General features: G+C 52.8%; 24 protein-coding genes, 1 pseudogene and 1 other annotated feature. Of the genes and pseudogenes, 8 read left to right on the top strand and 17 right to left on the bottom strand.

Translation table 11 applies throughout. The features are described from left to right. Positions 1-12: 12 nt before the first annotated feature. Positions 13-133, bottom strand: a sequence feature (Thr leader region). The 3 genes and pseudogenes from thrL to yjjY form a co-directional block, all read right to left on the bottom strand. Beyond that, a complete protein-coding gene (thrL, locus tag CJP72_RS10620; protein WP_162381205.1) occupies positions 69-134 on the bottom strand; it encodes a thr operon leader peptide in 66 nt (21 codons plus the stop codon). (Overlaps the previous feature by 65 nt.) 213 nt (positions 135-347) lie before the next feature. Then, on the bottom strand, positions 348-1,034 hold the full coding sequence (locus CJP72_RS10615; protein ID WP_162380839.1) for a tRNA/rRNA methyltransferase: 687 nt from the start codon (positions 1,032-1,034) through the stop codon (positions 348-350). Positions 1,035-1,434: 400 nt separating this feature from the next. Next, positions 1,435-1,574, bottom strand: a pseudogene (yjjY, locus tag CJP72_RS10610) (YjjY family protein). A gap of 95 nt (positions 1,575-1,669) precedes the next feature. On the opposite strand from yjjY, the gene arcA reads away from it, so the two are divergent. Then, on the top strand, positions 1,670-2,386 hold the full coding sequence (gene arcA, locus CJP72_RS10605) for a two-component system response regulator ArcA (protein WP_001194359.1): 717 nt from the start codon (positions 1,670-1,672) through the stop codon (positions 2,384-2,386). A 61-nt stretch (positions 2,387-2,447) separates the two neighbouring features. Here arcA and creD read toward each other — a convergent pair whose 3' ends face one another. From creD to creA, 4 genes are read right to left on the bottom strand one after another with little or no spacing between them, the layout of a single operon-like run. Then, positions 2,448-3,806, bottom strand: coding sequence for a cell envelope integrity protein CreD (gene creD / locus CJP72_RS10600; RefSeq protein ID WP_162380837.1), 1,359 nt, complete (start codon positions 3,804-3,806; stop codon positions 2,448-2,450). 58 nt (positions 3,807-3,864) lie between these two features. Continuing rightward, positions 3,865-5,289: a two-component system sensor histidine kinase CreC gene (creC, locus tag CJP72_RS10595; protein WP_162380835.1), complete on the bottom strand. Its 1,425-nt coding sequence runs from the start codon at positions 5,287-5,289 to the stop codon at positions 3,865-3,867. Continuing rightward, the gene (gene creB / locus CJP72_RS10590) at positions 5,289-5,978 is read right to left on the bottom strand and encodes a two-component system response regulator CreB (protein WP_162380833.1); all 690 of its coding nucleotides are present in this window, start codon (positions 5,976-5,978) and stop codon (positions 5,289-5,291) included. The genes creC and creB overlap by 1 nt, the downstream gene beginning before the upstream one ends. An 11-nt stretch (positions 5,979-5,989) precedes the next feature. Continuing rightward, a complete protein-coding gene (creA, locus tag CJP72_RS10585) occupies positions 5,990-6,463 on the bottom strand; it encodes a protein CreA (protein ID WP_162380831.1) in 474 nt (157 codons plus the stop codon). 211 nt (positions 6,464-6,674) lie between these two features. Between creA and robA the strand changes: the two genes are divergently transcribed. Continuing rightward, entirely contained in the window at positions 6,675-7,544 is an 870-nt protein-coding gene (gene robA / locus CJP72_RS10580; RefSeq protein ID WP_162380829.1) for an MDR efflux pump AcrAB transcriptional activator RobA, read from the top strand. On the opposite strand, the gene gpmB is transcribed toward robA, so the two are convergent. Continuing rightward, positions 7,541-8,188: a 2,3-diphosphoglycerate-dependent phosphoglycerate mutase GpmB gene (gene gpmB / locus CJP72_RS10575; RefSeq protein WP_162380828.1), complete on the bottom strand. Its 648-nt coding sequence runs from the start codon at positions 8,186-8,188 to the stop codon at positions 7,541-7,543. The two genes, robA and gpmB, sit on opposite strands and share 4 nt — an antisense overlap. A 51-nt stretch (positions 8,189-8,239) precedes the next feature. Here gpmB and yjjX point away from each other — a divergent pair, with 51 nt between their 5' ends. Continuing rightward, entirely contained in the window at positions 8,240-8,755 is a 516-nt protein-coding gene (gene yjjX / locus CJP72_RS10570; protein ID WP_162380826.1) for an inosine/xanthosine triphosphatase, read from the top strand. Positions 8,756-8,806: 51 nt separating this feature from the next. Here the strand turns inward: yjjX and trpR are convergent, their stop codons facing one another. Further along, complete coding sequence (gene trpR, locus CJP72_RS10565) at positions 8,807-9,133, bottom strand: trp operon repressor (protein WP_162380824.1); 327 nt, start codon at positions 9,131-9,133, stop codon at positions 8,807-8,809. Positions 9,134-9,222: 89 nt separating this feature from the next. Then, positions 9,223-11,160 (bottom strand): murein transglycosylase, encoded by a 1,938-nt coding sequence (gene sltY / locus CJP72_RS10560; RefSeq protein WP_162380822.1) that lies wholly within the window; start codon positions 11,158-11,160, stop codon positions 9,223-9,225. Positions 11,161-11,372: 212 nt separating this feature from the next. Between sltY and ettA the strand changes: the two genes are divergently transcribed. Continuing rightward, complete coding sequence (gene ettA / locus CJP72_RS10555; protein WP_162380820.1) at positions 11,373-13,040, top strand: energy-dependent translational throttle protein EttA; 1,668 nt, start codon at positions 11,373-11,375, stop codon at positions 13,038-13,040. Between the two features lie 31 nt (positions 13,041-13,071). Here the strand turns inward: ettA and nadR are convergent, their stop codons facing one another. The 3 genes from nadR to serB all read right to left on the bottom strand — a co-directional run bounded on the left by nadR (position 13,072) and on the right by serB (position 16,790). Then, a complete protein-coding gene (nadR, locus tag CJP72_RS10550) occupies positions 13,072-14,304 on the bottom strand; it encodes a multifunctional transcriptional regulator/nicotinamide-nucleotide adenylyltransferase/ribosylnicotinamide kinase NadR (RefSeq protein ID WP_162380818.1) in 1,233 nt (410 codons plus the stop codon). Positions 14,305-14,427: 123 nt separating this feature from the next. Then, positions 14,428-15,810, bottom strand: a complete 1,383-nt coding sequence (gene radA, locus CJP72_RS10545) for a DNA repair protein RadA (protein WP_162380816.1) — start codon at positions 15,808-15,810, stop codon at positions 14,428-14,430. 11 nt (positions 15,811-15,821) lie between these two features. Further along, positions 15,822-16,790 (bottom strand): phosphoserine phosphatase, encoded by a 969-nt coding sequence (gene serB, locus CJP72_RS10540; protein ID WP_162380815.1) that lies wholly within the window; start codon positions 16,788-16,790, stop codon positions 15,822-15,824. 117 nt (positions 16,791-16,907) lie between these two features. Between serB and CJP72_RS10535 the strand changes: the two genes are divergently transcribed. Then, on the top strand, positions 16,908-17,555 hold the full coding sequence (locus tag CJP72_RS10535) for a YtjB family periplasmic protein (RefSeq protein ID WP_162380813.1): 648 nt from the start codon (positions 16,908-16,910) through the stop codon (positions 17,553-17,555). Between the two features lie 67 nt (positions 17,556-17,622). Further along, positions 17,623-18,639 carry a lipoate--protein ligase LplA gene (lplA, locus tag CJP72_RS10530; protein ID WP_162380811.1) on the top strand — a complete coding sequence of 339 codons (1,017 nt, stop codon included), beginning with the start codon at positions 17,623-17,625 and terminating at the stop codon, positions 18,637-18,639. 96 nt (positions 18,640-18,735) lie between these two features. Here the strand turns inward: lplA and deoD are convergent, their stop codons facing one another. The 4 genes from deoD to deoC form a co-directional block, all read right to left on the bottom strand. Beyond that, a complete protein-coding gene (gene deoD / locus CJP72_RS10525) occupies positions 18,736-19,455 on the bottom strand; it encodes a purine-nucleoside phosphorylase (RefSeq protein WP_162380809.1) in 720 nt (239 codons plus the stop codon). A 103-nt stretch (positions 19,456-19,558) separates the two neighbouring features. After that, positions 19,559-20,782, bottom strand: coding sequence for a phosphopentomutase (gene deoB, locus CJP72_RS10520; protein WP_162380807.1), 1,224 nt, complete (start codon positions 20,780-20,782; stop codon positions 19,559-19,561). A gap of 52 nt (positions 20,783-20,834) precedes the next feature. Then, positions 20,835-22,157 (bottom strand): thymidine phosphorylase, encoded by a 1,323-nt coding sequence (gene deoA, locus CJP72_RS10515; protein WP_162380805.1) that lies wholly within the window; start codon positions 22,155-22,157, stop codon positions 20,835-20,837. A gap of 122 nt (positions 22,158-22,279) precedes the next feature. Beyond that, positions 22,280-23,059 (bottom strand): deoxyribose-phosphate aldolase, encoded by a 780-nt coding sequence (deoC, locus tag CJP72_RS10510; protein ID WP_202882572.1) that lies wholly within the window; start codon positions 23,057-23,059, stop codon positions 22,280-22,282. 261 nt (positions 23,060-23,320) lie between these two features. Here deoC and CJP72_RS10505 point away from each other — a divergent pair, with 261 nt between their 5' ends. Together CJP72_RS10505 and CJP72_RS10500 are read left to right on the top strand one after the other, a co-directional pair. Beyond that, positions 23,321-24,871, top strand: a complete 1,551-nt coding sequence (locus CJP72_RS10505; RefSeq protein WP_162380803.1) for a YjjI family glycine radical enzyme — start codon at positions 23,321-23,323, stop codon at positions 24,869-24,871. Further along, positions 24,843-25,706 (top strand): YjjW family glycine radical enzyme activase, encoded by an 864-nt coding sequence (locus CJP72_RS10500; protein WP_162380801.1) that lies wholly within the window; start codon positions 24,843-24,845, stop codon positions 25,704-25,706. The genes CJP72_RS10505 and CJP72_RS10500 overlap by 29 nt, the downstream gene beginning before the upstream one ends. Positions 25,707-25,709 lie beyond the last annotated feature (3 nt).

Below are 25,709 nucleotides of genomic sequence, written 5' to 3'. Positions count from 1 at the left end.
TTACCTTTGGTCGAAAAAAAAGCCCGCACTGTTTAGGTGCGGGCTTTTTTCTGTGTTTCCTGTACGCGTCAGCCCGCACCGTTACCTGTGGTAATGGTGATGGTTGTGGTCATAATGGTGCTGATGCGTTTCATGGATGTTGTGTTCTCTGTAATTTTTATCTGTCTGTGCTGTCTGCCTATATTGGTTAAAGCATCTGATGACCTAAGTCAATAAACTTTTAATTTGGTAACCTTCCGAAACTTGTTCACGAGCTGCTGCCTGCGCCTTTACTTTCAACCAATACAAAGTCAAAAACCCCCTTGAAAGCAGAGTAAAAACCCATCAATCAAAATTTATCTGAGATTTTATTTCGTGATATTTTTCTCAATATCATGCAGCAAACGGTGCAACATTACGGTGTCCCGCTGTCCTAACATGCCAATGCGTTGCTGTAACCAATCTGCCAGTTTGATATCGTCAGCCACATCCAGCGAACCCAATAACCTTACAATACGCGTGCGTAATGCCTGCAACTGAAACTCATCAGATGTTTCAGTCTCTTTTATGGATTGTTGCATTAAACCTGCTAATTGATAGCAGTAGACCATCACCGCCTGGCCTAAATTGAGCGAGGGGTAATCAGCAACCATCGGAACCCCCGTCAGCACATCCGCCAACGCCAATTCTTCATTTGTCAGCCCGGAATCTTCGCGTCCAAAAACCAAGGCGGCGTGATTCATCCAACTCGACTTTTCCTGCAATAAGGGCACCAGTTCTGCCGGTGTTGCATAGTAATGAAATTTCGCGCGACTGCGGGCTGTCGTCGCGATGGTAAATTCAACGTCGTGAAGAGCCTCCGCCAGGGTGGGGAAAATGCTAATATTATCAATAATATCACCTGAGCCATGCGCAACCCAACGCGTGGCGGGCTCAAGGTGAGCCTGGCTGTCGACGATACGTAAATCGGTAAAGCCCATCGTCTTCATGGCGCGTGCCGCCGCACCAATGTTTTCCGCTCTGGCCGGTGCGACCAGGATGATTGTTAAACGCATTTATGAGACTCTTTTTGACTGGCCAGCGGGAAATAATGTGATGCATATCATCATATTACGCGGCGCGAATTTACAAATTTTTAACGAAAATCACTGAATCAGTATTTCACATTCAGTAAAAGACGCTAAACTGTTTCCTGTGTTTACTAACGATTTTTATGTTAATAAAAGTTGCATATCCTTCTGTTTATTTAGGATAAATTAATTTAAAATGAAGCGCATCTATTGGATTCATTACATTTATTAGTTAGGTCGCGCAACTAGTTGGATTGCTGCATTTTTGTGATGAAAGCTAGCATTTAGATACGATGATTTCATCAAACTGTTAACGTGCTACAATTGAACTTGATATATGTCAACGAAGCGTAGTTTTATTGGGTGTCCGGTATCACTTAGCCTGTTATGTTGCTGTTAAAATGGTTAGGATGACAGCCGTTTTTGACACTGTCGGGTCCAGAGGGAAAGTACCCAGACCAAGCTAATGATGTTGTTGACGTTGATGGAAAGTGCATCAAGAACGCAATTACGTACTTTAGTCATGTTACGCCGATCATGTTAATTTGCGACATGCATCAGGCAGGTCAGGGACTTTTGTACTTCCTGTTTCGATTTAGTTGGCAATTTAGGTAGCAAACATGCAGACCCCGCACATTCTTATCGTTGAAGACGAGTTGGTAACACGCAACACGTTAAAAAGTATTTTCGAAGCGGAAGGCTATGATGTATTCGAAGCGACAGATGGCGCGGAAATGCATCAGATCCTCTCTGAATATGACATCAACCTGGTGATTATGGATATCAATTTGCCAGGGAAAAACGGCCTTCTGTTAGCACGTGAACTACGTGAACAAGCTAACGTTGCGTTGATGTTCCTGACAGGCCGCGATAACGAAGTCGATAAAATCCTCGGCCTCGAAATCGGTGCGGACGACTACATCACCAAACCGTTTAACCCACGCGAACTGACCATCCGCGCGCGTAACCTGCTGTCTCGTACCATGAACCTGGGTACCGTCAGCGAAGAGCGCCGTAGCGTTGAAAGCTACAAATTCAATGGTTGGGAACTCGATATCAACAGCCGTTCTTTGATTGGTCCGGATGGCGAGCAGTATAAACTGCCACGCAGCGAATTCCGTGCCATGCTTCACTTCTGTGAGAACCCGGGTAAGATCCAGTCTCGTGCAGAACTGCTGAAGAAAATGACCGGTCGCGAGCTGAAGCCGCATGACCGTACTGTTGACGTGACCATCCGTCGTATTCGTAAGCATTTCGAATCAACACCGGATACTCCGGAAATTATCGCCACCATCCACGGCGAAGGCTACCGTTTCTGCGGCGACCTGCAGGATTAATCCTGACACTTCCGGTATGAAAAACGGCGCTCCTGGCGCCGTTTTTTATTTCTCACCAGCACTACTTCCAGATACGCAATTCCTCATCACTGACAGGTTTGGATTCATTCGTCTTCGGACGCGAAAGCGAATACCAGTCAAAATGACGCGTCAGGAACATCACTCCGCTCAACGCCAACAGGAGAACGCCGGTTCCCAGCAGTAACGCACTGTCTGCAGAGTTCAACAGTACCCACATCACCCCATCCAGCGCCAATAACGCCAGAGTAAACAACACGCTGTTACGCCAACCTTTCAGCACAGCCTGCAAATAAACGCCGTTCATTAACGCGCCCACCAGACTCGCTGCGCTCCATGCCGCCGTAAAACCAATGTGTTCAGACAGCGCCAGCAATAATAGGTAAAACATGATCAGTGACATTCCGACCAGCAGATATTGCATGGGATGCAGCCGTTGCGCCGTCATGGTTTCAAAGACAAAAAAGGCCATGAACGTCAGTGCAATCAGCAAAATGGCATACTTGGTCGCCCGATCGGTTAATTGATACTGATCGGCAGGTGTGGTGACGGCGACGCTGAATGACGGCAGGTCAAACCAGCCTATTTTTTCGGTCTCGCCTACCTCTGTAAACTGTTCGCCAAGGTTATTGGCAAACCAGCTGCTCTGCCATTTAGCGTGAAACCCAGACTCGCTCATCTCACGGTTTGTCGGTAAAAAATCGCCAAGAAAGCTGGGGTGAGGCCAGTTGCTGACCAGCGTCATTTCGCTATTTCGACCAACCGGCACGACTGAAAAACTCCCGGTTCCACTCAGATTCAGCGAAAACGCCAGACTCAGATTGGTCTTTACCCATTGTGCATTCGGCAATGGAATATGAATACCTTGTCCCCCTCCGGCAAGCCCGGTACCGGGTTCAACCGCCAGCGAGGTCCCATTCACCTGCGGCGCATTCACTACACCGATCCCCCGTGCATCGCCCACTCCCACAACGATAAACGGTTTTCCAAGCGTGATATTCGGCCTTTCTAATTCACTCAGGCGAGTGGCATCAAACTCTGCCTTCACCGACAAATCGCTATGCCAGACCTGAGCGTCATAAATACCGATGTTGCGGGACTCAACGTTCTGATTTCCCTCCACCATCAAGGATTCCGGCAACCAGAAATGGATGTAGCTGCGTTTGTGCTGAACTTCTTTCTCATTTTCCAGCACGGTGTACAACTCTGTCACGGGAACGGCAATCAGCGGGCCGACCACTTTTTGCGGCCCACTGGTACTTTGACGAATCGCGTCCTCGACGGTGCTGCGGTAGTCAGCCCGCTCCACAATGATCCCTCTGACCATCATCAACGGAATCATCAGCAGTAATATCGCGCCACTTAACGTGACCATTTTCCAGAACAGGGGGGATTTAAACATAGCCTTTCTCCTTTGCAATGACAGCAGAGTAGAGCGGCTATGTGGGGAGAATTTGAAGTTATGTGAAGTGACGGTGAAGTGTCAGCGATGCCTGAACACCCCCTTCCGGGCGGTTCTTCAATGCCACTTCGCCTTTGAGTAAACGCGCCACTTCGCTCACGAACGCCAGTCCCAGACCGCTGCTCTTGTGCCCATTTTCACGCGGTAACGAGTAGAAACGTTCAAAAATACGCGGGAGCGCAAAATCAGGAATTCCGCTGCCGGTATCGCAAATCAGGAGGGTGACAAATTCCGCATTGGCTTCCGCCTTCAGGAAAATCTCCCCTTGCAAGGGAGTAAAATCGATCGCGTTATCAAGCAAATTCCCCAGCGCCTGCTCCAGCAATGCCGGATCGGCGGAAACCACAAATGGCGAAGGACTAATATGCAGAGTAATATTTTTCGCCGCCAGCTGGATGCTGCGGGCATCGCCCACCTGAGCCAACAACGGGTCTACCGCCACCGGCCTCAACGCAATATCCTGCCGGTTTTCAAGTCGCGCCTGGCGTAGCAGGGTCTCAACCAACACCTGCATGCGGGCGTTTTGCTTCAGTATATTCCCGGTAAACCGCGCGACAACATCGGGAGGCGGTCCCTCTCGCAAGATTTCCGCAGCACCGCGAATCGCCGCCAGCGGGCTTTTCAATTCGTGAGTTAATGCATACACATACTGTTCAATGTAGTTTTTACCCTCCAGCTTCAGACGCATACTTTCCAGCGCCTGTGCCAGTTTACGCAGCTCACTGCTGCCCAGCTCCGGTAAGGCGACGGGGTGATTCTCCGTCACCGAATCGGCATAGCGCGCCAGTCTGGCAATGGAGCGGTTGATCCACCAGACCATCCCAACGCCAATCACTAATGCGATGCCCAACAAAATGGCGCTCGCCCACAATATTCGCCGCTCACTACGTTTAATGACCGGAGCCATCGCCGCATTGGGTTTACCCACGCTGAGTACGCCGATGATATTGCCGCCGTCGGTAATGGGCGCCGCGACATACATCACTGTGCTTTCCGGGTCATCCGGATTTTGCGGCGTGCTGCGCGCGCCATACTGCCCGCGCAGCGTGAGCCACACATCATTCCAGCGAGAGTAGTCTTTGCCCACCGCTTTGTTTGCGGAATCAAACAGTACCTTACCCTGGGTATCGGTCATGTAGACATGGTACTCATTGCGCACTTTGTTAATACCGCTGATATTGGCGCGAAAGGGACGATTCTGTAGATGGCTGAACGCCTGCGCCAGTCTGCCATGAGCTGGATCGCCAGAGAGCACATCATCCCGCGCCAGCGCCGCCAGCAGCGTCGCGGTATCGATCAGGGTTCCTTCCGTTGCCCTGCGCACACCGGGTTTTATCTCCTGAACAAATATCGACAGTACAAACCAGGCGGCGACGGCCACGATCAGAAAATAGCCGAGCAGCAATCGCATACCGATGCGCATCAGGCGCTCCTCAGGCTGTATCCCATACCACGATGAGTATTAATGGGAGAAACGTCCGGATTGATCGCCCTAAGCTTTGCCCGCAGCGTTTTGATATGCGTATCGACCGTCCTGTCAAAGGTATCCTGCGCATCGGCCCAAACCAGATCCATCAGTTGCTGACGAGAGTAAACGCGCCCGGGCGACACCAATAACGTTTTCAGTAGCAAAAATTCATAGCGCGTAAGGTTGAGCGGCATGCCGAACCAGGCAATTTGCGCCGCGGGTTCATCCAGCTCAAATTGTCCAATACGCAAAACCGGTGAAGGGGTTGAAAACTTCTTCACGCGCCGGAGCAGTGTGCGCACTCTGGCGCACACTTCCCGTGGAGAAAAGGGTTTCGCGACATAGTCATCTGCGCCAATTTCCAACCCGAGAAGCCGATCCACTTCGTCACTGCGTGCAGTTAAAAAGAGGATCGGTAATGCCGGGTGGCGTTCCAGCAATTTTCTACATAACTCAAAACCACTGATATCGGGTAACCCAACATCCAGAATGACAACATCGGGCTGCCTGGAACGTGCTTGTTCCAGTACGGGAAACCCGCGTTCAAACGCCTCGACGGTAAATCCTTCCTGTTGCAGCATGTAGATGAGCGTATCGGCAATATCTTGCTCATCCTCAACCAGCCAGACCCGTTCCTGTTGCATAGACTTCCTTGTTATCCCTGCCACGGCATAATGGGTACCGCGCTAATGGCATTTTTAGGCGACCCATCGACAACCTTGTCAGAGTATGCCAGATAGGCCAGCGTGTTGCGTTTCGCATCATAAAAACGGACGACCTGTAATGACTTAAACACCAGCGAAGTCCGCTTTTTAAAGACCACTTCACCTTCTGCCTTACCGTTTTTAATTCTTTCGCTCAGTTCAATCGGTCCCACCTGCTGACACGAAATAGCGGCATCAGAGGTGTCTTCAGCGAGTCCCAGCCCCCCTTTAATGCCCCCTGTTTTTGCACGACTCACATAGCAGGTGACGTTTTTGACATCGGGATCATCGAACGCTTCCACGACAATTTTATGGTCCGGCCCCAGCACTTTGAAGACGGTATCGACTGAACCAATCTGCTCGGCATGCGCAACCTGTGTCAGCATGAGCAGAATTGAGGATATTACTAAGCTCTTATATTTCATATTGTTACCATTTCTAAATGTTACGCTGTGCAATTATTAAACATTTTAGAATAAAATGTTTACAGATCACAGGATTACAATAATCACGCTTTCGACTGACCAAAAAAAGCATTTATGCGCAAAAAAAACACTGAATGCTAAAACAGCAAAAAATGCTATTATCCGAATACCTGATGTCAGGTACTCGTTGTTGAAAGGATGAGGATATTTTATGGATCAGGCTGGCATTATTCGCGACCTCTTAATCTGGCTGGAAGGTCATCTGGATCAGCCCCTGTCGCTTGACAATGTGGCGGCAAAAGCGGGTTATTCCAAGTGGCATCTGCAGAGAATGTTCAAGGACGTGACGGGCCATGCTATTGGCGCCTATATCCGCGCCCGTCGATTATCGAAATCCGCTGTGGCGTTGCGCCTGACGGCGCGTCCGATCCTGGATATCGCTCTGCAATACCGCTTCGATTCTCAACAAACTTTTACACGCGCTTTTAAGAAACAATTCTCTCAAACGCCAGCGTTGTATCGCCGTTCTCCAGAGTGGAGCTCCTTCGGGATCCGCCCTCCTCTGCGACTGGGCGAATTTACCCTGCCTGAACACCAGTTTGTCACGCTGGAAGACACCAATCTGCTCGGCATCACACAGAGCTATTCCTGTTCGCTGGAACAAATTTCCGATTTCCGCCACGAGATGCGTGTTCAGTTCTGGCGAGACTTCCTGAGTCAGGCGCCGACGATCCCTCCGGTGCTGTACGGGCTTAACGAGTCGCGGCCAAGCCTTGAGAAAGATGACGAGCAGGAAGTGTTTTACACCACCGCCTTACCACGAGAGCAGGCCGACGGTTATGTACAGGCCGGACACCCTGTCATGCTGCAAGGTGGTGAATACGTGATGTTCACTTATGAAGGGTTGGGTACCGGCGTTCAGGACTTTATCCTGACGGTCTACGGTACATGCATGCCAACACTGAATCTGACTCGCCGTAAAGGGCAGGATATAGAGCGATACTTCCCGGCAGATGATGCCAAAGCAGCCGATCGCCCTATTAACCTGCGCTGCGAATTCCTGATTCCGATTCGTCGTTAACGCTGTAGCTCATCCAACGCAGGGGCGTCCAGATGCGATATGTCCCCTGCGGTTTCAACAACCCAGCCAGACGCCAGCCACAAACTTTCCTGATAATCGACGCGGGAAATAGAGCAGTTACGCAGACGTAACCGACGTTCCGCCCAGGCTGGCAACCCCAGAATCGTACTCACCAGACAACCCAGCGCAATGCCGTGGCTGACCAGCAGAGGTCGACTGCCTTGCGGGAGTTCCAGGCAAGACATCAGTGCTGCGTTAACACGCTCACCCAGTTCCTGCATGGATTCGCCATCCGGAATACGACCATCGACCGTGCCATTAACCAGTTGGCGCCGCCAGTTCTCTTCTTCTTCATTGAGTGAATCGATGTGCCGTTTTTCAAGCACGCCCATATCCAGCTCACGCAGACGAGCGTCGAAGGTGATATCACAGCCACACGCCTGGGCGATTATCTCAGCCGTGCGACGCGTGCGACCTAAATCACTGCTCACGATATGCGTAATGCCAAGCTCTTTGGCGCGCGCGCCCACCTGCATTGCTTGTTGCTCACCCTTAGCGGTCAGCGGACTGTCAGACTGGCCTTGAATACGTCGCTCGGCGTTCCACTGCGTCTCACCGTGGCGAACAAGGTATACCTGTAACATGCTTTTTATCCGTTATACTGCGATGACATTCTTTTCTGAGTAAATCTGATTATGCACCATGTTGTCTCAGCAACCACCAATCCCGCCAAAATTCAGGCAATTCTGCAGGCATTTAACGAGATTTTCGGTGAAGGATCCTGCCATATTGAATCCGTCTCCGTCGAGAGCGGGGTACCAGAACAACCCTTTGGAAGTCAGGAAACGCGTGCTGGCGCACGAAATCGCGTAGAAAACGCGCGCGCTCTGTGCCCGCAGGCTGACTTTTGGGTCGCCATTGAAGCGGGTATTGATGAAGGCAGTACATTCAGTTGGGTCGTTATCGAAAACCGCGAACAACGCGGGGAATCACGCTCAGCCACCCTGCCGTTACCCGCCGTCATTCTGGAGAAAGTACAGGCAGGAGACGCGCTCGGCCCGGTGATGTCACACTATACCGGCATTGATGAGATTGGGCGTAAAGAGGGGGCGATTGGCGTGTTTACCGCCGGAACGTTAACGCGCGCCAGCGTCTATCACCAGGCGGTGATTCTGGCGCTAAGTCCGTTCCATAATGCGGTGTATCAATAATATTTTGCCTGACGGCGCGCAGCAAGAAGGCCGCCATCCGGCAATCACCAGTCAGGCGTTTTTCAGCAGTACTTGCTCCAGCCACTGACGCAGTTCAACCGGCGCGGACTTGAGGCTGTTTGAACCGCGCGTGATCGTCGCGATCCCCGCCCCCAGTTCGTTTTTCAGCTCACGCTGGCTCATCTCGCCGCGCAACAGTTCTTCAATAATACGCACGCGCGTCCCCAGCGCTTCGCGCTCGTCCGGCGTCAACATCAAATTCAGGAGTGGAAAATGCAGATCTTGCTCGTAGGCGCGTTTTAACAGCTCAACAAAACGTAACCATTCCTGGTGACGTTGCTCTGCCATCGCAGCTGAATAGGGGGATTGCTGGGTCATAAAATATCGCCATATTGCTGGGGGAAACGAATTTGCTCCCCCTGATTGTACTCTTTAACGAGTACGATAGCATACCACAACCAAAGCGATCAGTAACGGCGCTGCCATTCTGTGTCGCTCATCAACGTCGGCTTACCACCCATGAAGTAGCGATAGTAAGCGTCATAAGCCAGCACATTCTTCACATAGCCGCGCGTTTCAGAAAATGGAATGCTTTCCACAAACGCAACGGCATCAATGCGCCCGGCGCTATTGCCAAGCCATGTACGTACGCGCCCAGGCCCGGCGTTATAAGCCGCAGAGGAGAAAATGCGGTTATTGCCGAACTGCTGGTAGACATACTGTAAGTAACTGGTGCCAATATTGATATTGGTTTCCGGATCTAACAATTGATTTGGACTGCTGTACCCCGGAATGGAGAACATTTTCACCGTATGCGTTGCCGTTCCCGGCATGATTTGCATCAACCCGCTGGCACCCACCGGGGATTTCACTTTCGGATTCCACGCGCTTTCCTGACGCGCAATGGCCATCGCGTAGCTCTGCGGCACATCTTTGCTGCTGGTATAGCGCGTAAAGAGATCTTTATAGGCCAACGGGAAACGCTCTTCCAGATGATCCCACAACTTGCCGGCGATCGTCGCCTGCACGCTGAGATCCCACCAGTGGTTGTTAAAAGCATAACGCGCCAGCTGTGCCTGTTCGGATTTGGTTTTGCTGCTCACCAGATTCGCCCATTCGCTACGCGCGGTGTTGTCCATATTCCAGTACATCAGTTCCCTGACCCGCGCCATTTCCGGCCCCTGGGTTAGCGCCGAATCCACATTATCAGGTGCTTTATCGATTTTCAGGACGTACTCTTCATCTAAACGCTGTGCAGCCACCATGGGGTAGAAACCACGCTGCTGCATCAGCGCATGCAGGATCTCTTTCGCCTCCGCATCGCGGCCCCGCTCCAGCAACAGATCGGCCTGCCAGTAACGCCACTCGTCTTTTTCCTTGGCTTCCATTGGCAGACGCGCCAGCCAGGTGTTCAGCCCCCGGCGATCGCCATTTCCTAACGCCATACGGACACGGCGCTCGACCAGCGTCGTCGACTGCGATCGCATAATGGCGTCATCACGCCATTTCGCCTGTTCATCGGTGACGTCATTGCCCATCAGTCGCCATGCGACGATGTCACGTAACTCCTGAGTTTGATCCTCATTCAGCTGTTGCGCCTGCACCAGAGAAGGGATCATCAGCCGGGCATTTTCAGCGTCCTGACGCGCCACGCTGGCAAAAGCGACCGCCGCCATTTGACGGGTAAAATCGGTCGCATCGGTGGTGCGCGCAAATGTCATCACGCTGTTGGGATCATTCGCCAGAGAGATAATGGCAGAGGCAATGGTCTGGTACTCCGCGGGCATCTGTCCGGCCAGCACCGTTACCAGCCCCGTGTTGCCCGCCTTCATCGCCAGTCGGATTCGCTCTAAATAGGCCAGCGGATCCTGCGTGCCAGAAGCCCGCCATACGCTAAATAATTTGTCACAGGCATTCGGCTGGCTTTTCCCCGTCAACCAAAGTTCTTTTGCGCCGGTCCATGCTTCTTCGGGTTGCCCGGTATTCCATTTCGCGTAGTAATAATTGCATTGCGCTTCGGTGGTTCCAGGTTTCTCAGGGCTGAATGCGAGGAGCCCTCGCCAGTCTTCACGTCGCGCCAGCTCATTCACAAAACGCGATTGCAACGTGCGCGCCGGTGGCAGCGTCGGATTAGCACGAACAAAATTGGTGACCGTCACGGCCGGTTGATTCATCAAATCGTCAGTGATCTGACGGTATTCAAGGTAGGGATATAGCGGGTAATTCTTCAGTCCTGGCATCATCTGATCAACGACATCCATCTGTCGGTTATCCCAGGCCTGTTTAATTTGCGCATAGCGGTTACGCTGCTCGTCCAGTGAATCAGCCCTTGCCACGCTACTCACCGTCAGCAGGCATACGCTGGCCGCCAGAAGACGCCAGGTAAATTGTTTGGCTTTGTCCACAAGCTCTTCCTCTAATCAATGTGCGTCAATGCAGCTTCATGCCACGTAATAAATTTATGCTAACCAGTCATCAGCATTTGCGCCACGTTGCGGACACTTTTTTACTTTTACTGCGAGTGAGATCTGCTAGCTGGGATTGGACAGTGAAAACAGCTACACTTCGCCTTTGAAAACTCTTATTCATCACGATAAACATAGAGGCGAAGTCCAACGTGGCTCAATTCGTTTATACCATGCATCGTGTCGGCAAAGTGGTTCCGCCGAAACGTCATATTCTGAAAAACATTTCTCTGAGCTTCTTCCCTGGCGCTAAGATCGGCGTACTGGGCCTGAACGGTGCCGGTAAGTCGACCCTGTTACGTATCATGGCTGGCATTGATACCGATATCGAAGGCGAAGCGCGTCCACAGCCTGGCACTAAAATTGGCTATCTGCCGCAGGAACCAAAGCTGAACCCGGAACATACCGTTCGCGAATCTATCGAAGAAGCGGTTGCCGAAGTGGTTGGTGCCCTGAAACGACTGGATGAAGTGTACGCGCTGTACGCTGACCCGGATGCTGATTTTGACAAGCTGGCTGCGGAACAAGGCAAGCTGGAAGAGATAATCCAGGCGCATGATGGTCACAACCTGAATGTACAACTGGAACGCGCGGCTGACGCGCTGCGTCTGCCAGACTGGGATGCGAAAGTGGCTACCCTTTCTGGTGGTGAGCGTCGCCGTGTGGCGCTTTGCCGTCTGCTGCTGGAAAAACCAGACATGCTGCTGCTCGACGAACCAACCAACCACCTGGATGCTGAATCCGTGGCCTGGCTGGAACGCTTCCTGCACGACTTCGAAGGGACTGTTGTGGCCATCACCCACGACCGTTACTTCCTTGATAACGTTGCGGGTTGGATCCTCGAACTTGACCGCGGCGAAGGTATTCCGTGGGAAGGTAACTATTCATCCTGGCTGGAACAGAAAGACCAACGTCTGGCGCAGGAAGCCTCTCAGGAAGCGGCTCGCCGTAAATCCATTGAGAAAGAGCTGGAGTGGGTGCGTCAGGGCGCGAAAGGCCGTCAGTCCAAAGGCAAAGCACGTCTGGCACGCTTTGAAGAGCTGAACAGCACCGAATACCAGAAACGTAACGAAACCAACGAACTGTTTATTCCACCGGGACCGCGTCTGGGCGATAAGGTTGTTGAAGTCAGTAACCTGCGTAAGTCCTACGGCGATCGCGTACTGATCGACGATCTGAGCTTCTCAGTACCGAAAGGGGCGATTGTCGGCATCATCGGTCCAAACGGCGCGGGTAAATCCACGCTGTTCCGTATGATGTCCGGTCAGGAGCAGCCAGACAGCGGCACCATTACGCTGGGTGAAACCGTGAAGCTGGCCTCTGTTGACCAGTTCCGCGACGCGATGGATAACAGCAAAACCGTATGGGAAGAAGTGTCCGGCGGGCTGGATATCATGAAGATCGGCAACACCGAAATGCCAAGCCGCGCCTACGTGGGCCGCTTTAACTTTAAAGGTGTTGATCAAGGTAAACGCGTCGGCGAACTCTCCGGCGGTGAGCGTGGTCGTCTGCACCTGGCGAAGCTGCTGCAGGTTGGCGGCAACATGCTGCTGCTCGATGAACCCACCAACGACCTGGATATCGAAACCCTGCGCGCGCTGGAAAACGCCTTGCTGGAATTCCCGGGTTGCGCGATGGTTATCTCGCACGACCGCTGGTTCCTCGACCGTATCGCTACCCACATTCTGGATTATCAGGATGAAGGTAAGATCGAATTCTTCGAAGGTAACTTCACCGAATACGAAGAATATAAGAAACGCACGCTGGGCGCAGACGCGCTGGAGCCGAAGCGTATCAAGTACAAGCGTATCGCGAAGTAATCGGAATGGCCCTCTTCGGAGGGCCATTTTTTTATCCTCGCTCGCCCATCAACTCTTTGACCAGTTCCACACAGCGCAGGAACCGCGAGTCGTAATCCGCTTCTTCGACGTGCACAAACTCAATATTGTTCTTCTCAAGCATCGATACCAGCAGCGTCTGAAACTCTTTGCGATCGACCGAACTCCCCAGACTACGCAAACCATCCGCCACCCACGGCGTGTTGTTTTCCAGCAGGATCACCAAATCGAAACGGTATTCATCAATCAATGCCTGTACGAAAGGATGTTCGCGCCCCTCATACTTTTTACAGAACGCCTGGGTCGTGACAAAGTCAGTGTCGATAAACGTCACTTTATTGGCGTACTTAACAGCAAAATCAATGTATTGTGCGTGACCAAGGGCAATTTTGTCATAATCGGAATATTGCAACGCCATCTCATCGCCACCGAGGTGAGTAAAGACATAATCACGCCCGTACTCCCAGGCGCTGGTGGTATTGAAGATGTTGGCAAGTTTATTCACCAGCGTCGATTTACCGCTCGACTCGCCGCCCAGTACCGCCACGGTGCGCACAAAAAACGGTTTCACTTCGGTAGGAATGTATTCCCAGTAGCGGAAAGGGTTTTCACGAATTTGCGCCCCGCTGATGCTCATAAAGGTGCGTTTCGGATCCACCAGCACGGTTTCAATACCCAGATGCTCAAGAAACCGCGGTGCGTCGTTCTCTTCGGACGTGTATATCCAGTTAGGCTGAATGCCTTTTTCTTCCATGAACGTCTTAATGCCGTTGCTCCAGACATCCCAGCCATGCGGATACGGTTCCATGCCCGCCTCATCAAAAGCATGAATACGAATGTTCTTTTGATACTTAAAGGTCTGTAATAACCAACGCAGACGATCGGAAACCGTCGGCTGCTGGGACATCGCACTATCTTCGAACAAGGCGCGGTCACGCGCGTCGTCATAGCCCATGATGATATGCAGTTCGTCCACCTGGCTACAGGCGCGTTGAATCAAATAAATATGCCCGGTGTGCAAGGGGTAAAATTTACCAAACACCACACCGATATTTTTCTGCATACGGGGGAATTCCAGCCCCAGAAAACGATGCAACGCCTCCAGCTTTTGTGCGCTGGGGCTTTTAATTTTGGCATTCAGCAACTGACTTAAATACCCCTTGGTCATTCCGCTGGAATCGGCCACCTGCTGCAAGGTGCAGCCTTTTTGCTTAATGGCGGTTTTTAAGTAGTCGAACGCTGACAAAAGTGCCTCCTGCTGAAAAAAATCGTAGGCCGGATAAGGCATCACCGCCGTCCAGCACTTTCACCACCCCATGCCTGATGGCGCTACGCTTTTCAGGCCCGGGAGGTGAGTACATATAGGCAATTATAAGTCGTCAAACACGCCTAACGCATCTGAGAGTTTTTTGACACCGAAGATTTGCATCCCCTCAGGCACTTTTTTCGGGACATTGGCCGCCGGAACAATGGCGCGGCGGAAACCGTGTTTCGCCGCCTCAGAAATGCGTTCCTGGCCGCTTGGCACGGGGCGAATTTCCCCCGCCAGCCCGACTTCGCCAAACACCACCAGATCCTGCGGCAATGGTCTGTCACGCAGGCTGGAAACCATCGCCAGCAACAACGCCAGGTCCGCGCTGGTTTCCGTCACTTTGACACCGCCCACCACGTTGACGAACACATCCTGGTCGGCCATCTGCAAACCGCCGTGACGGTGCAGTACCGCCAGCAAAATGGCCAGGCGATTTTGTTCCAGCCCCACGGCAACGCGACGCGGGTTGGCCATCATGGAGTGATCGACCAGCGCCTGAATCTCCACCAGTAGAGGGCGCGTACCTTCCCAGACCACCATCACCGAACTGCCAGAAGTCACTTCATCACCACGGCTTAAGAAAATCGCGGAAGGGTTACTGACTTCCCGCAATCCCTGTTCGGTCATGGCAAAAACACCCAACTCATTCACCGCGCCAAAACGGTTCTTATGGCTGCGCAAGGTGCGAAAACGGGAGTCGGCATCGCCATCGAGCAATACAGAGCAGTCGATGCAGTGCTCCAGTACCTTTGGCCCTGCCAGTGAACCGTCTTTCGTCACGTGACCGACCATCACGATAGCGACACCGCGTGTTTTGGCAAAGCGCGTCAGATACGCCGCCGTTTCACGAACCTGTGCAACACTGCCTGGCGAAGACTGAATATCCGCCATGTGCATCACCTGAATGGAGTCGATGACCATCAATTTCGGTTGTTCTTCTTCTGCAATCAGGCAGATCTGTTCAATACTGGTCTCCGACAGCATATTCAGATTTGCCGTCGGCAGGCCAAGCCGATGCGCACGCATCGCCACCTGCTGCAAAGACTCTTCCCCCGTGACATACAGGGTTTTCATCTGTTCCGCCAGTTTACACAGCGTTTGCAACAGCAGCGTAGATTTCCCCGCGCCGGGATTTCCCCCAATCAGAATGGCGCTACCTGGCACGACACCACCGCCCAGTACGCGGTCAAACTCTTTAAAACCGGTCGAAAAACGTGGCAGTTCTTCAAGGCTGATATCCGCCAGCTTCTGCACTTTTGCCACACCCGCATTACCGGCATAGCCGCTGAGTCGCTCGTTACGCGCCACCGTCGGCGATGCCGCAAGGCGCACCTCAGTGATGGTGTTCCAGGCGTTGCAAGCGCTACATTGCCCCTGCCAGCGCGGATAATCGGCCCCGCATTCATTACAAACAAAGGCGCGTTTTGGAGCTTTTGCCACGGTTTACCTCGTTATTTCTGATTCATGCTGCCAGAGAGAATGCAGAACACTCCCATCAGATCGGCATGACGGATAGTGACTTCCGTCTTTTCATTCACTTTCGGCTTGGCGTGGTACGCAATACCCAGCCCTGCCGCTTTGATCATCGGCAGATCGTTGGCGCCGTCGCCGATAGCCACAGTCTGCGCGGGCGGAATCTCATATTCCTGCGCAAGGCGTGTCAGTGTATTCGCTTTGTACTGCGCATCAACGATGTCGCCAACCACATTCCCCGTGAATTTCCCGTCCATGATCTCCAGTTCGTTCGCCACCACCGTCGACAAACGTAGCTTGTCACGCAGGTATTCGGCAAAGAACGTGAACCCGCCCGAAGCGATAGCCACTTTCCAGCCCAGCGTTTCCAGCTTCAGCACCAGCTGTGTCAAACCCGGCATCAGAGGCAGGTTTTCACGAACCTGGCGCAGAATATCGGCATCCGCGCCTTTCAGCGTCGCCACGCGGCTACGCAGGCTGGCGGTAAAATCCAGTTCCCCACGCATTGCCCGTTCGGTCACTTCCGCCACCATTTCACCCGTACCCGCCAGCTTCGCGATTTCGTCAATGCACTCGATTTGGATCGCAGTGGAATCCATGTCCATTACCAGCAGACCAGGTTTACGCAGGTGCGGGATCTTGCCCAGAGGAGCGACATCCAGTTTTGCATCGTGCGCCAGTTTCGTTGCGCGCGGCGTTAGCGAACCCGCCAGACGAATAACCTGATAATCCTCGACACACCAGGCAGCGACAATCACCATCGCCGCGCCCAGCTTGCTCTGGTATTGCGTCAGACGCTGTTTGTCCAGCCCGCGACCATACAGCAGCCAGCCACTACGGCCTGCGTGGTAATCGAGTGGCATCACCTCGTCACCACTTAATGAGAGGGGCAAACCTGGCCACAGAGAGACATCTTCAGGCAGGTCGCACCAGGTAATATTAGGCATTAAAGCTCCTGTAAAATCGTACGGGTCGGGAAACATCCAGGGGAAAATAACGCATGAGGCTACCCTGTAACCATCGCTTCTGGCAACATTAAGCCTCAAATTTTCAGCAGGTGGAATATGGCTCGCGCAAAACTCAAATTCCGGCTTCATCGTGCAGTGATTGTCTTGTTCTGTCTCGCACTGCTTGTCGCGCTGATGCAGGGTGCGTCCTGGTTCAGTCAAAACCATCAGCGACAACGAAATCCGCAACTGGAAGAACTGGCTCGTACGCTGGCGCATCAGGTGACGCTTAACATCGCACCGTTCATGCGCACTGAAACGCCAGATGAAAAACGTATCGCCAGTGTGCTCCGCCAGCTCACTGAAGAGAGTCGTATTCTGGATGCCGGGGTTTACGATGAGCAGGGCGATCTCATTACCCGCGCAGGCGAAAGCATTAATGTGCGCGACAGGCTGGCGCTGGATGGCAAAAAAGCAGGCGGCTATTTTAACCAGCAGATTGTCGAACCCATCCAGGGGAAAAATGGCCCACTGGGTTATCTGCGTCTGACGCTCGACACGCACACCTTAGCCACCGAAGCAAAGCAGGTTGATAACACCACCAATATTCTACGCCTGATGTTGCTCCTGTCACTGGCTATTGGCGTGGTATTAACCCGAACCCTTCTCCAGGGAAAACGCACGCGCTGGCAACAATCCCCTTTCCTGCTTACCGCCAGCAAGTCCATCCCCGAAGAGGAAGAGAACGAGAAAAAGGATCCGTAAGCCGCGAAAGTGCAGCGCCAGTACGTTAGCATTACTATAGATGTCAGTTATAGAAAGGAAATCTGCCATGTCGACACTACGCTTGCTTATCTCAGACTCTTACGATCCCTGGTTCAACCTCGCTGTCGAAGAGTGTATTTTCCGCCAGATGCCCGCCACTCAGCGCGTTTTGTTCCTGTGGCGTAACGCGGATACCGTGGTGATTGGCCGGGCGCAAAATCCGTGGAAGGAGTGCAATACCCGACGCATGGAGGAAGACAACGTCCGTCTGGCGCGCCGTAGCAGCGGGGGTGGCGCGGTATTCCACGATCTCGGGAATACCTGTTTTACCTTTATGGCAGGGAAGCCGGAATACGACAAAACCATTTCAACGGCCATTGTGCTGCATGCGCTGAATTCACTCGGCGTTGCCGCCGAGGCTTCCGGGCGTAACGACCTGATCGTTAAAACCCCCGATGGGGAGCGCAAAGTATCCGGCTCCGCCTATCGTGAAACGAAAGATCGTGGTTTTCATCATGGTACTTTGTTGCTCAACGCCGACCTGAGTCGTCTGGCGAACTATCTGAATCCGGATAAAAAGAAGCTTGAAGCCAAAGGAATTACCTCCGTGCGGGCGCGGGTCGCGAATCTGGCCGAACTGTTGCCGGGCATTACCCATGCTCAGGTGTGCGAGGCGATAACTGACGCCTTTTTCGCCCACTACGGTGAGCGTGTGGAAGCCGAAATGATTTCGCCGGATAAAGTGCCAGATCTGCCAAACTTTGCCGAAACGTTTGCCCGTCAAAGCAGTTGGGAATGGAACTTTGGCCAGGCGCCGGCGTTTTCGCATCTGCTGGATGAACGCTTTAGCTGGGGCGGCGTAGAGTTGCACTTTGATGTTGAGAAAGGCCACATTACCCGAACACAGATCTTTACCGATAGCCTGAACCCGGCGCCGTTAGAAGCTCTGGCTGCACGTTTGCAGGGCTGTTTGTATCGTTCAGATGTACTGCAACAAGAATGTGATGCGCTGTTAGTCGACTTCCCGGAGCAGGAAGAAGTGTTGCGGGAACTGTCGGCGTGGATCGCCAGGGCAGTGCGTTAATTTACTGCAATAGTTGCCGGATGGCGGCTACGCCTTATCCGGCCTACAGAGTTTGTAGGCCCGGTAAGCGTTATCGCCACCGGGCACAAAACAAACTTACTCCTGGTCGCCCAGCAGTACAGATTCCAGCGCGATCTTGATCATATCGTTGAAAGTCGTTTGACGCTCAGCCGCAGTGGTCTGCTCATGGGTACGGATATGGTCGGATACCGTACAGATGGTCAGCGCTTTCGCGCCAAACTCAGCTGCCACGCCGTAAATGCCCGCCGCTTCCATTTCCACGCCCAGAATGCCGTATTTTTCCATCACGTCGAACATTTCGCCGTCCGGAGAGTAGAACAGGTCTGCGGAGAACAGGTTGCCGACGCGAGCGTCAACACCCAAGGCTTTCGCAGCGTCAACGGCGTTACGCACCATGCCGAAATCAGCAATCGCGGCAAAATCATGATCTTTAAAACGAATGCGGTTCACTTTGGAGTCGGTGCAGGCACCCATACCGATCACCACGTCACGCAGTTTGACATCAGTACGTACTGCGCCGCAGGAACCGACACGAATGATTTTTTTCACGCCGAAATCGGTGATCAGCTCTTTGGTGTAGATAGAGCAGGACGGGATACCCATACCGTGACCCATAACGGAGATCTTACGGCCTTTATACGTCCCGGTGAAACCCAGCATGCCGCGAACGTTATTTACTTCACGAACATCTTCGAGGAAAGTTTCTGCAATGTGCTTTGCGCGCAGCGGGTCGCCCGGCATCAGAACTACGTCTGCGAAATCGCCCATTTCTGCATTAATGTGTGGGGTAGCCATCTTCAGATCCTTTTAAAAGTGTTGTTTTGTCGGGTGGCGGCTACGCCTTACCCGACCTACAAAATCGTAGGCCCGGCAAGCAACGCGCCGCCGGGCAACAGGTTTAAAGCATGTTTTTGCCGTAGTCCATTGCAGACGTGCCGAAATAGCTCGCCAGTGTTTGGCCGATATCCGCAAACGTTTCACGGTGGCCAAGCGAACCGGGTTTCACTTTCGGACCATATACCAGAACCGGAATGTGCTCACGGGTATGGTCGGTGCCCTGCCAGCTTGGATCACAACCGTGGTCAGCGGTCAGGATCAGAATGTCATCTTCCCCTACCAGCTCCATCAGTTCCGGCAAGCGGCGGTCGAACAGTTCCAGACCCGCCGCATATCCTGCGATATCGCGACGGTGGCCCCAGGAAGAGTCGAAGTCAACAAAGTTGGTAAAGACGATAGTCTTGTCACCCGCCTCTTTCATCTCTTTCAGGGTTGCGTCAAACAGCGCATCCAGCCCTGTGGCTTTCACTTTTTTGGTGATACCACAGTTGGCGTAGATATCCGCGATTTTCCCCACAGAAACCACATGACCGTCTTTCTCCTCGACCAGTTTTTGCAACACGGTCGGTGCTGGCGGTTCAACGGCCAGATCGTGACGGTTACCGGTACGCTGGAAGTTGCCGGCTTTATCGCCGATAAACGGACGTGCGATAACACGACCAATGTTGTAACCACCTTCGGTCAGCTCTTCACGGGCGATTTCGCACAGCTCGTACAGACGATCCAGGCCAAAAGTCTCTTCGTGGCAGGCAATCTGGAACACGGAGTCGGCAGAGGTGTAGAAAATCGGTTTGCCGGTTTTCATATGCTCTTCGCCCAACTGGTCCAGAATCACCGTACCGGAAGAGTGGCAGTTACCCAGGTAACCCGGCAAATTGCCGCGTTTCACCAGCTTATCCAGCAGTTCCTGCGGGAAGCTATTGTCGTGGTCGCTAAAGTAACCCCAGTCAAATAAAACCGGTACGCCAGCGATTTCCCAGTGCCCCGACGGGGTATCTTTACCGGAAGAGAGCTCATGCGCCCACGCATAGGCGCCAATCACTTCAGCGTTAGCATCCATCCCGGCAGCAATTTTACCCGTAGAGCCTTCGTGGGCTTTCGCCAGACCCAGACGAGTCAGGTTCGGTAAATTCAGTGGGCCTTTACGACCATTGTCAGCCTCACCTTTGGCGCAGGCTTCTGCAATATGGCCCAGAGTGTCGGAACCTACGTCGCCGAAGCGATCCGCATCTTCAGTTGCACCAATACCAAAGGAGTCCAGCACCATAATAAATGCACGTTTCATCTTGTTCTCCATACATCTTGCGCTGCAAAAAAGCGATCAGATCAGTATATCGCTATTCGGTGATTCGACGATACACTGTCGGTGTAATTTCAGGCGCTTCGTTGTCAAGTCTGATTGCCGCTTTGACCGCTTTCGCCGCTTCTTGCCAACTGGCCTCATCTTTCGCGTGGATCACCGCCAGCGGGCGTTGTCCGTCAACACTGTCACCCAGTCGCGCCATGTCGGTAAAACCAACACTGTAATCAATAGTGTCCGATGCCTGACGGCGACCGCCGCCCATCGCTACCACCGCCATACCGAGCGCACGGGTATCCATTGCCCCGACAAAGCCTTCGCTGTCCGCGTACACCGCTTTACTCAGCATCGCTGTCGGCAGGTATTTTGCGTAGTTTTCGACGAAATCAGTCGGCCCTTTCTGCGCCGCGACCATACGACCAAAGATTTCCGCCGCTTTACCGTTATCCAGCACGGCCTGCAGTTTCGCACGCGCGTCTGCATCATCACGGGCCAGCTTGCCGGAGATCAGCATCTCAACGCACAGCGCCATGGTGACGTCAAACAGACGTGGATTGCGATATTCTCCGGTCAGGAACTGAACCGCTTCACGGACTTCTACCGCGTTACCTGCGCTGGAAGCCAGTACCTGGTTCATATCAGTCAACAGCGCCGTAGTTCGCACTCCCGCGCCATTGGCCACGCCAACGATCGCTTCGGCTAACGCTTCAGAAAGCTCATAGGTCGGCATAAAGGCGCCGCTACCCACTTTGACATCCATGACCAACGCATCCAGCCCTTCCGCCAGTTTTTTGGCCAGAATAGATGCTGTAATCAATGGGATAGAGTCCACGGTCGCGGTAATGTCGCGCGTGGCATAAAAACGTTTATCCGCCGGTGCAAGCGAGCTGGTTTGCCCAATGATCGCCACACCCACGTCTTGAATAATTTCCCGGAAACGGCTGTCATCCGGGAAGATATCAAACCCCGGGATGGCTTCCAGTTTATCGAGCGTACCGCCGGTATGACCAAGGCCACGTCCGGAGATCATCGGAATGTAACCACCGCAGGCTGCCACCATCGGTCCCAACATCAGGGACGTCACGTCGCCTACGCCACCGGTCGAGTGTTTATCAACAATCGGGCCATTCAGATTCAGGCTTTTCCAGTCCAGTACGGTTCCTGAATCCCGCATCGCCATCGTCAGCGAGACACGTTCTGGCATTGTCATATCGTGGAAAAAAATGGTCATCGCCAGGGCGGCAATCTGCCCTTCAGAGATGGTGTTGTCACGAATCCCGTTAATAAAGAAACGAATTTCTTCATCACTCAGCGCGTGGCCATCACGTTTTTTACGAATAATTTCTTGTGCGAGAAACAAGGTAACCTCCATGAGGAAAAGAGTTTGAAGGCGGTTTTGCCGGATGGCGGCTAACGCCTTATACGGCCTACGGTGATATGTCGTAGGCCTGATAAGCGAAGCGCCATCAGGCACTTAGCACCTTAGTAGCTGCTTGCGCTTTTACCGTCGCCGTGACCCAGTGCTTTCAGCAGGCTCGCCAGCAGGCTGGATGCGCCGAAACGGTAGTGACGAGAATCAGCCCAGTCTGCGCCAAACAATTCATCGGCAATCGCGAGGAACTGCTGTGCGTCTTCAGCCGTGCGTACGCCGCCTGCCGGTTTGAAGCCAACCGTTTTGGCAACACCCATATCACGAATGACTTCCATCATGATGCGCGCGCTTTCCGGCGTCGCGTTTACCGGCACTTTACCGGTAGATGTTTTGATGAAATCCGCACCCGCTTTGATAGAGATTTCAGACGCTTTACGGATCAATGCTTCTTCTTTCAATTCACCGGTTTCGATGATTACTTTTAACAGCACGTTAGCCGCCGCACAGGCATCTTTGCAGGCTTTCACCAGATCAAAACCGACCTGCTCATTGCCTGCGATCAGCGCGCGGTACGGGAACACCACATCCACTTCATCCGCACCGTAGGCGATGGCTGCACGGGTTTCCGCCAGCGCGATCTCAATGTCGTCGTTCCCGTGCGGGAAGTTGGTCACCGTCGCGATACGGATCTCCGGCGTGCCCTGCGCATTCAGGGTCTTACGTGCAATAGGAATGAAACGCGGGTAGATGCAGATGGCGGCCGTGTTGCCGACCGGCGTTTTCGCCTGATGACACAGCGCGATCACTTTTTCATTGGTGTCGTCGTCGTTCAGGGTGGTCAGGTCCATCAGTTTCAGCGCGCGAAGGCTGCTTGCTTTTAAATCGGTCATTTGATTCTCCAACGGCATCGCCGTATAAAATTTCACCTTGCGGATTTGTTAGTATTCTAACATTCACCCGCCATTACACTTCGATATACATCACAGTTAATGAAAACTACGTACAAATTTGCATTACTCTAATGAGATCAACTTCAAATAAATGACCTTTTCAGGCCCTACGAGAATGCGACAGGCGCATCAGGATCAAAAGCCATCGTGGCGTAACTTTCTACAATGCCGCTAAACCTTCGGTACAAAAAGGAAACGAAGATGCCTGTTTCAAGCGAAACCGCCCTGCAACAACGTTGCCAGCAAATCGTGGTCAGCCCGGTACTCAGCCCTGAACAAAAACGCCATTTCCTGGCGCTGGAGGCCGAGAACAACTTGCCTTATCCGCCACTCCCTGCTGATGCCCGCCAGGCACTGGATGACGGCGTTATTTGCGATATGTTTGAAGGACATGCCCCCTTCAAACCCCGCTATGTATTGCCTGATTACGCGCGTTTTCTGGCCAACGGTTCACAGTGGCTGGAGCTGGAAGCCGCACAGGATTTAGATGACGCATTATCCTTGCTCACCATTCTGTACCATCATGTGCCTTCGGTAACATCGATGCCGGTTTACCTCGGTCAGCTCGATACGCTGCTCCAGCCATATGTTAGAATTCTAACACAAGAAGAGATCGACATTCGAATAAAACGTTTCTGGCGCTATCTCGACAGAACTCTCCCTGATGCGTTTATGCATGCCAATATTGGCCCTGACGATACCCCTGTCACACGAGCAATTTTACGCGCAGACGCAGAGCTAAAGCAGGTATCGCCTAATCTGACATTTATTTATGATCCGCAAATCACACCCGATGATTTGCTGCTGGAGGTTGCGAAAAATATTTGCGAATGCAGCAAGCCCCATATTTCCAACGGCCCCGAAAATGATAAAATTTTCACAAAAGGAGGTTATGGCGTTGTCAGCTGTTACAACTCTTTACCCCTTGCAGGGGGTGGCAGCACACTGGTCAGGCTCAACCTGAAAGCGATTGCAGAGCGCAGTACCTCTGTTGATGACTTCTTTACGCGCACGCTACCGCACTACTGCCAGAAACAAATTTCCATCATTGATGCCCGCTGTGACTTCCTCTACGAACAATCACATTTCTTTGAGAATAGCTTCCTGGTGCAGGAAGGGTTGATCGATCCACAACGTTTTGTGCCCATGTTTGGTATGTATGGTCTGGCGGAAGCCGTCAACCTGCTGTGTGAAAAAGCAGGGCTGAAAGCGCGATATGGAAAAGATGAGGCCGCAAACGACCTGGGTTACCGCATCAGTGAGCAACTGGCCGGTTTTGTCGAAAAGACACCGGTGAAACACGGCTGGAAGCAAAGAGCGATGCTGCATGCGCAATCGGGCATCAGTTCAGATATCGGCACTACGCCGGGCGCGCGTCTGCCCTATGGAGACGAACCGGATCCCATTACCCATCTGCAAACCGTCGCCCCGCACCATACGTGGTATCACGCCGGGATCAGCGACATTCTGACGCTGGATGAAACCATCAAACGTAACCCACAGGCGCTGGTACAGCTTTGCCTCGGGGCGTTCAAAGCGGGAATGCGGGAATTTACCGCCAACGTCAGCGGCAACGATCTGGTGCGCGTCACGGGTTATATGGTGCGTTTGTCTGACCTGGAAAAATACCGTGCCGAAGGCTCCCGTACCAACACCACCTGGCTGGGAGAGGAAGCCGCCCGTAATACACGTATTCTGGAACGACAGCCCCGCGTGATGAGCCATGAACAGCAAATGCGCTTTAGTCAGTAAAATTATTCCCTTCTCTTGTGTCGACGGGCCGGGCAGTCGTCTGGCCTTGTTTTTACAGGGATGTAATCTACGTTGCAAAAATTGCCACAATCCGTGGACGATGGGACGCTGTAATGATTGCGGAGAATGTGTCGCTCACTGCCCGCATCAGGCGCTGAGTCTCGCTGCCGGGAAAGTGGTGTGGCAGGCTGATGTCTGCAAGCAGTGCGACACTTGTCTGCAGATGTGCCCACAACACGCCACGCCCATGGCGCAGAAAATGCGCATTGACGATGTATTAAGCCATATCCGCAAAGCATCATTGTTCATTGAGGGCATCACCGTCAGCGGTGGGGAAGCCACAACGCAGTTACCGTTCATCCTGCAACTCTTTGCCGCAATCAAAGCCGACCCGCACCTGTGTCATCTGAGTTGTCTGGTAGACAGTAACGGTATGTTGAGCGAAACCGGTTGGGAGAAATTACTGCCGCTGTGTGACGGGGTGATGCTCGATCTTAAAGCGTGGGGAAATGAGTGCCACCAACGGCTCACAGGGCGGGATAATGCGCTGATTAAGCGCAGCATTATACTGTTGGCAGAGCGCGGCAAATTGGCGGAATTACGCCTGCTGGTCATTCCCGGTGAGGGTGATTATTTACAACACATCGACCCGCTGGCGGCGTTTATCTCTACTCTGGGAGATGTTCCCATCCGATTGAATGCTTTCCACGCCCACGGAGTGTATGGCGAAGCCAGAAACTGGCCGAGTGCGACGCCGGGCGACGTGGAGGCCCTGGCGAGCGCCTTACAGGATCGCGGCGTGAATAACCTGATTTTCCCGGCGCTGTATCTTTAAATT

Origin of the sequence: Citrobacter sp. NCU1 (assembly GCF_010231475.1) — a bacterium.
Taxonomy (GTDB): Bacteria; Pseudomonadota; Gammaproteobacteria; order Enterobacterales; family Enterobacteriaceae; genus Citrobacter_D.
The sequence above is the reverse complement of the archived record's forward strand: the minus strand, read 5'-3'. Positions and strand labels throughout refer to the sequence as shown.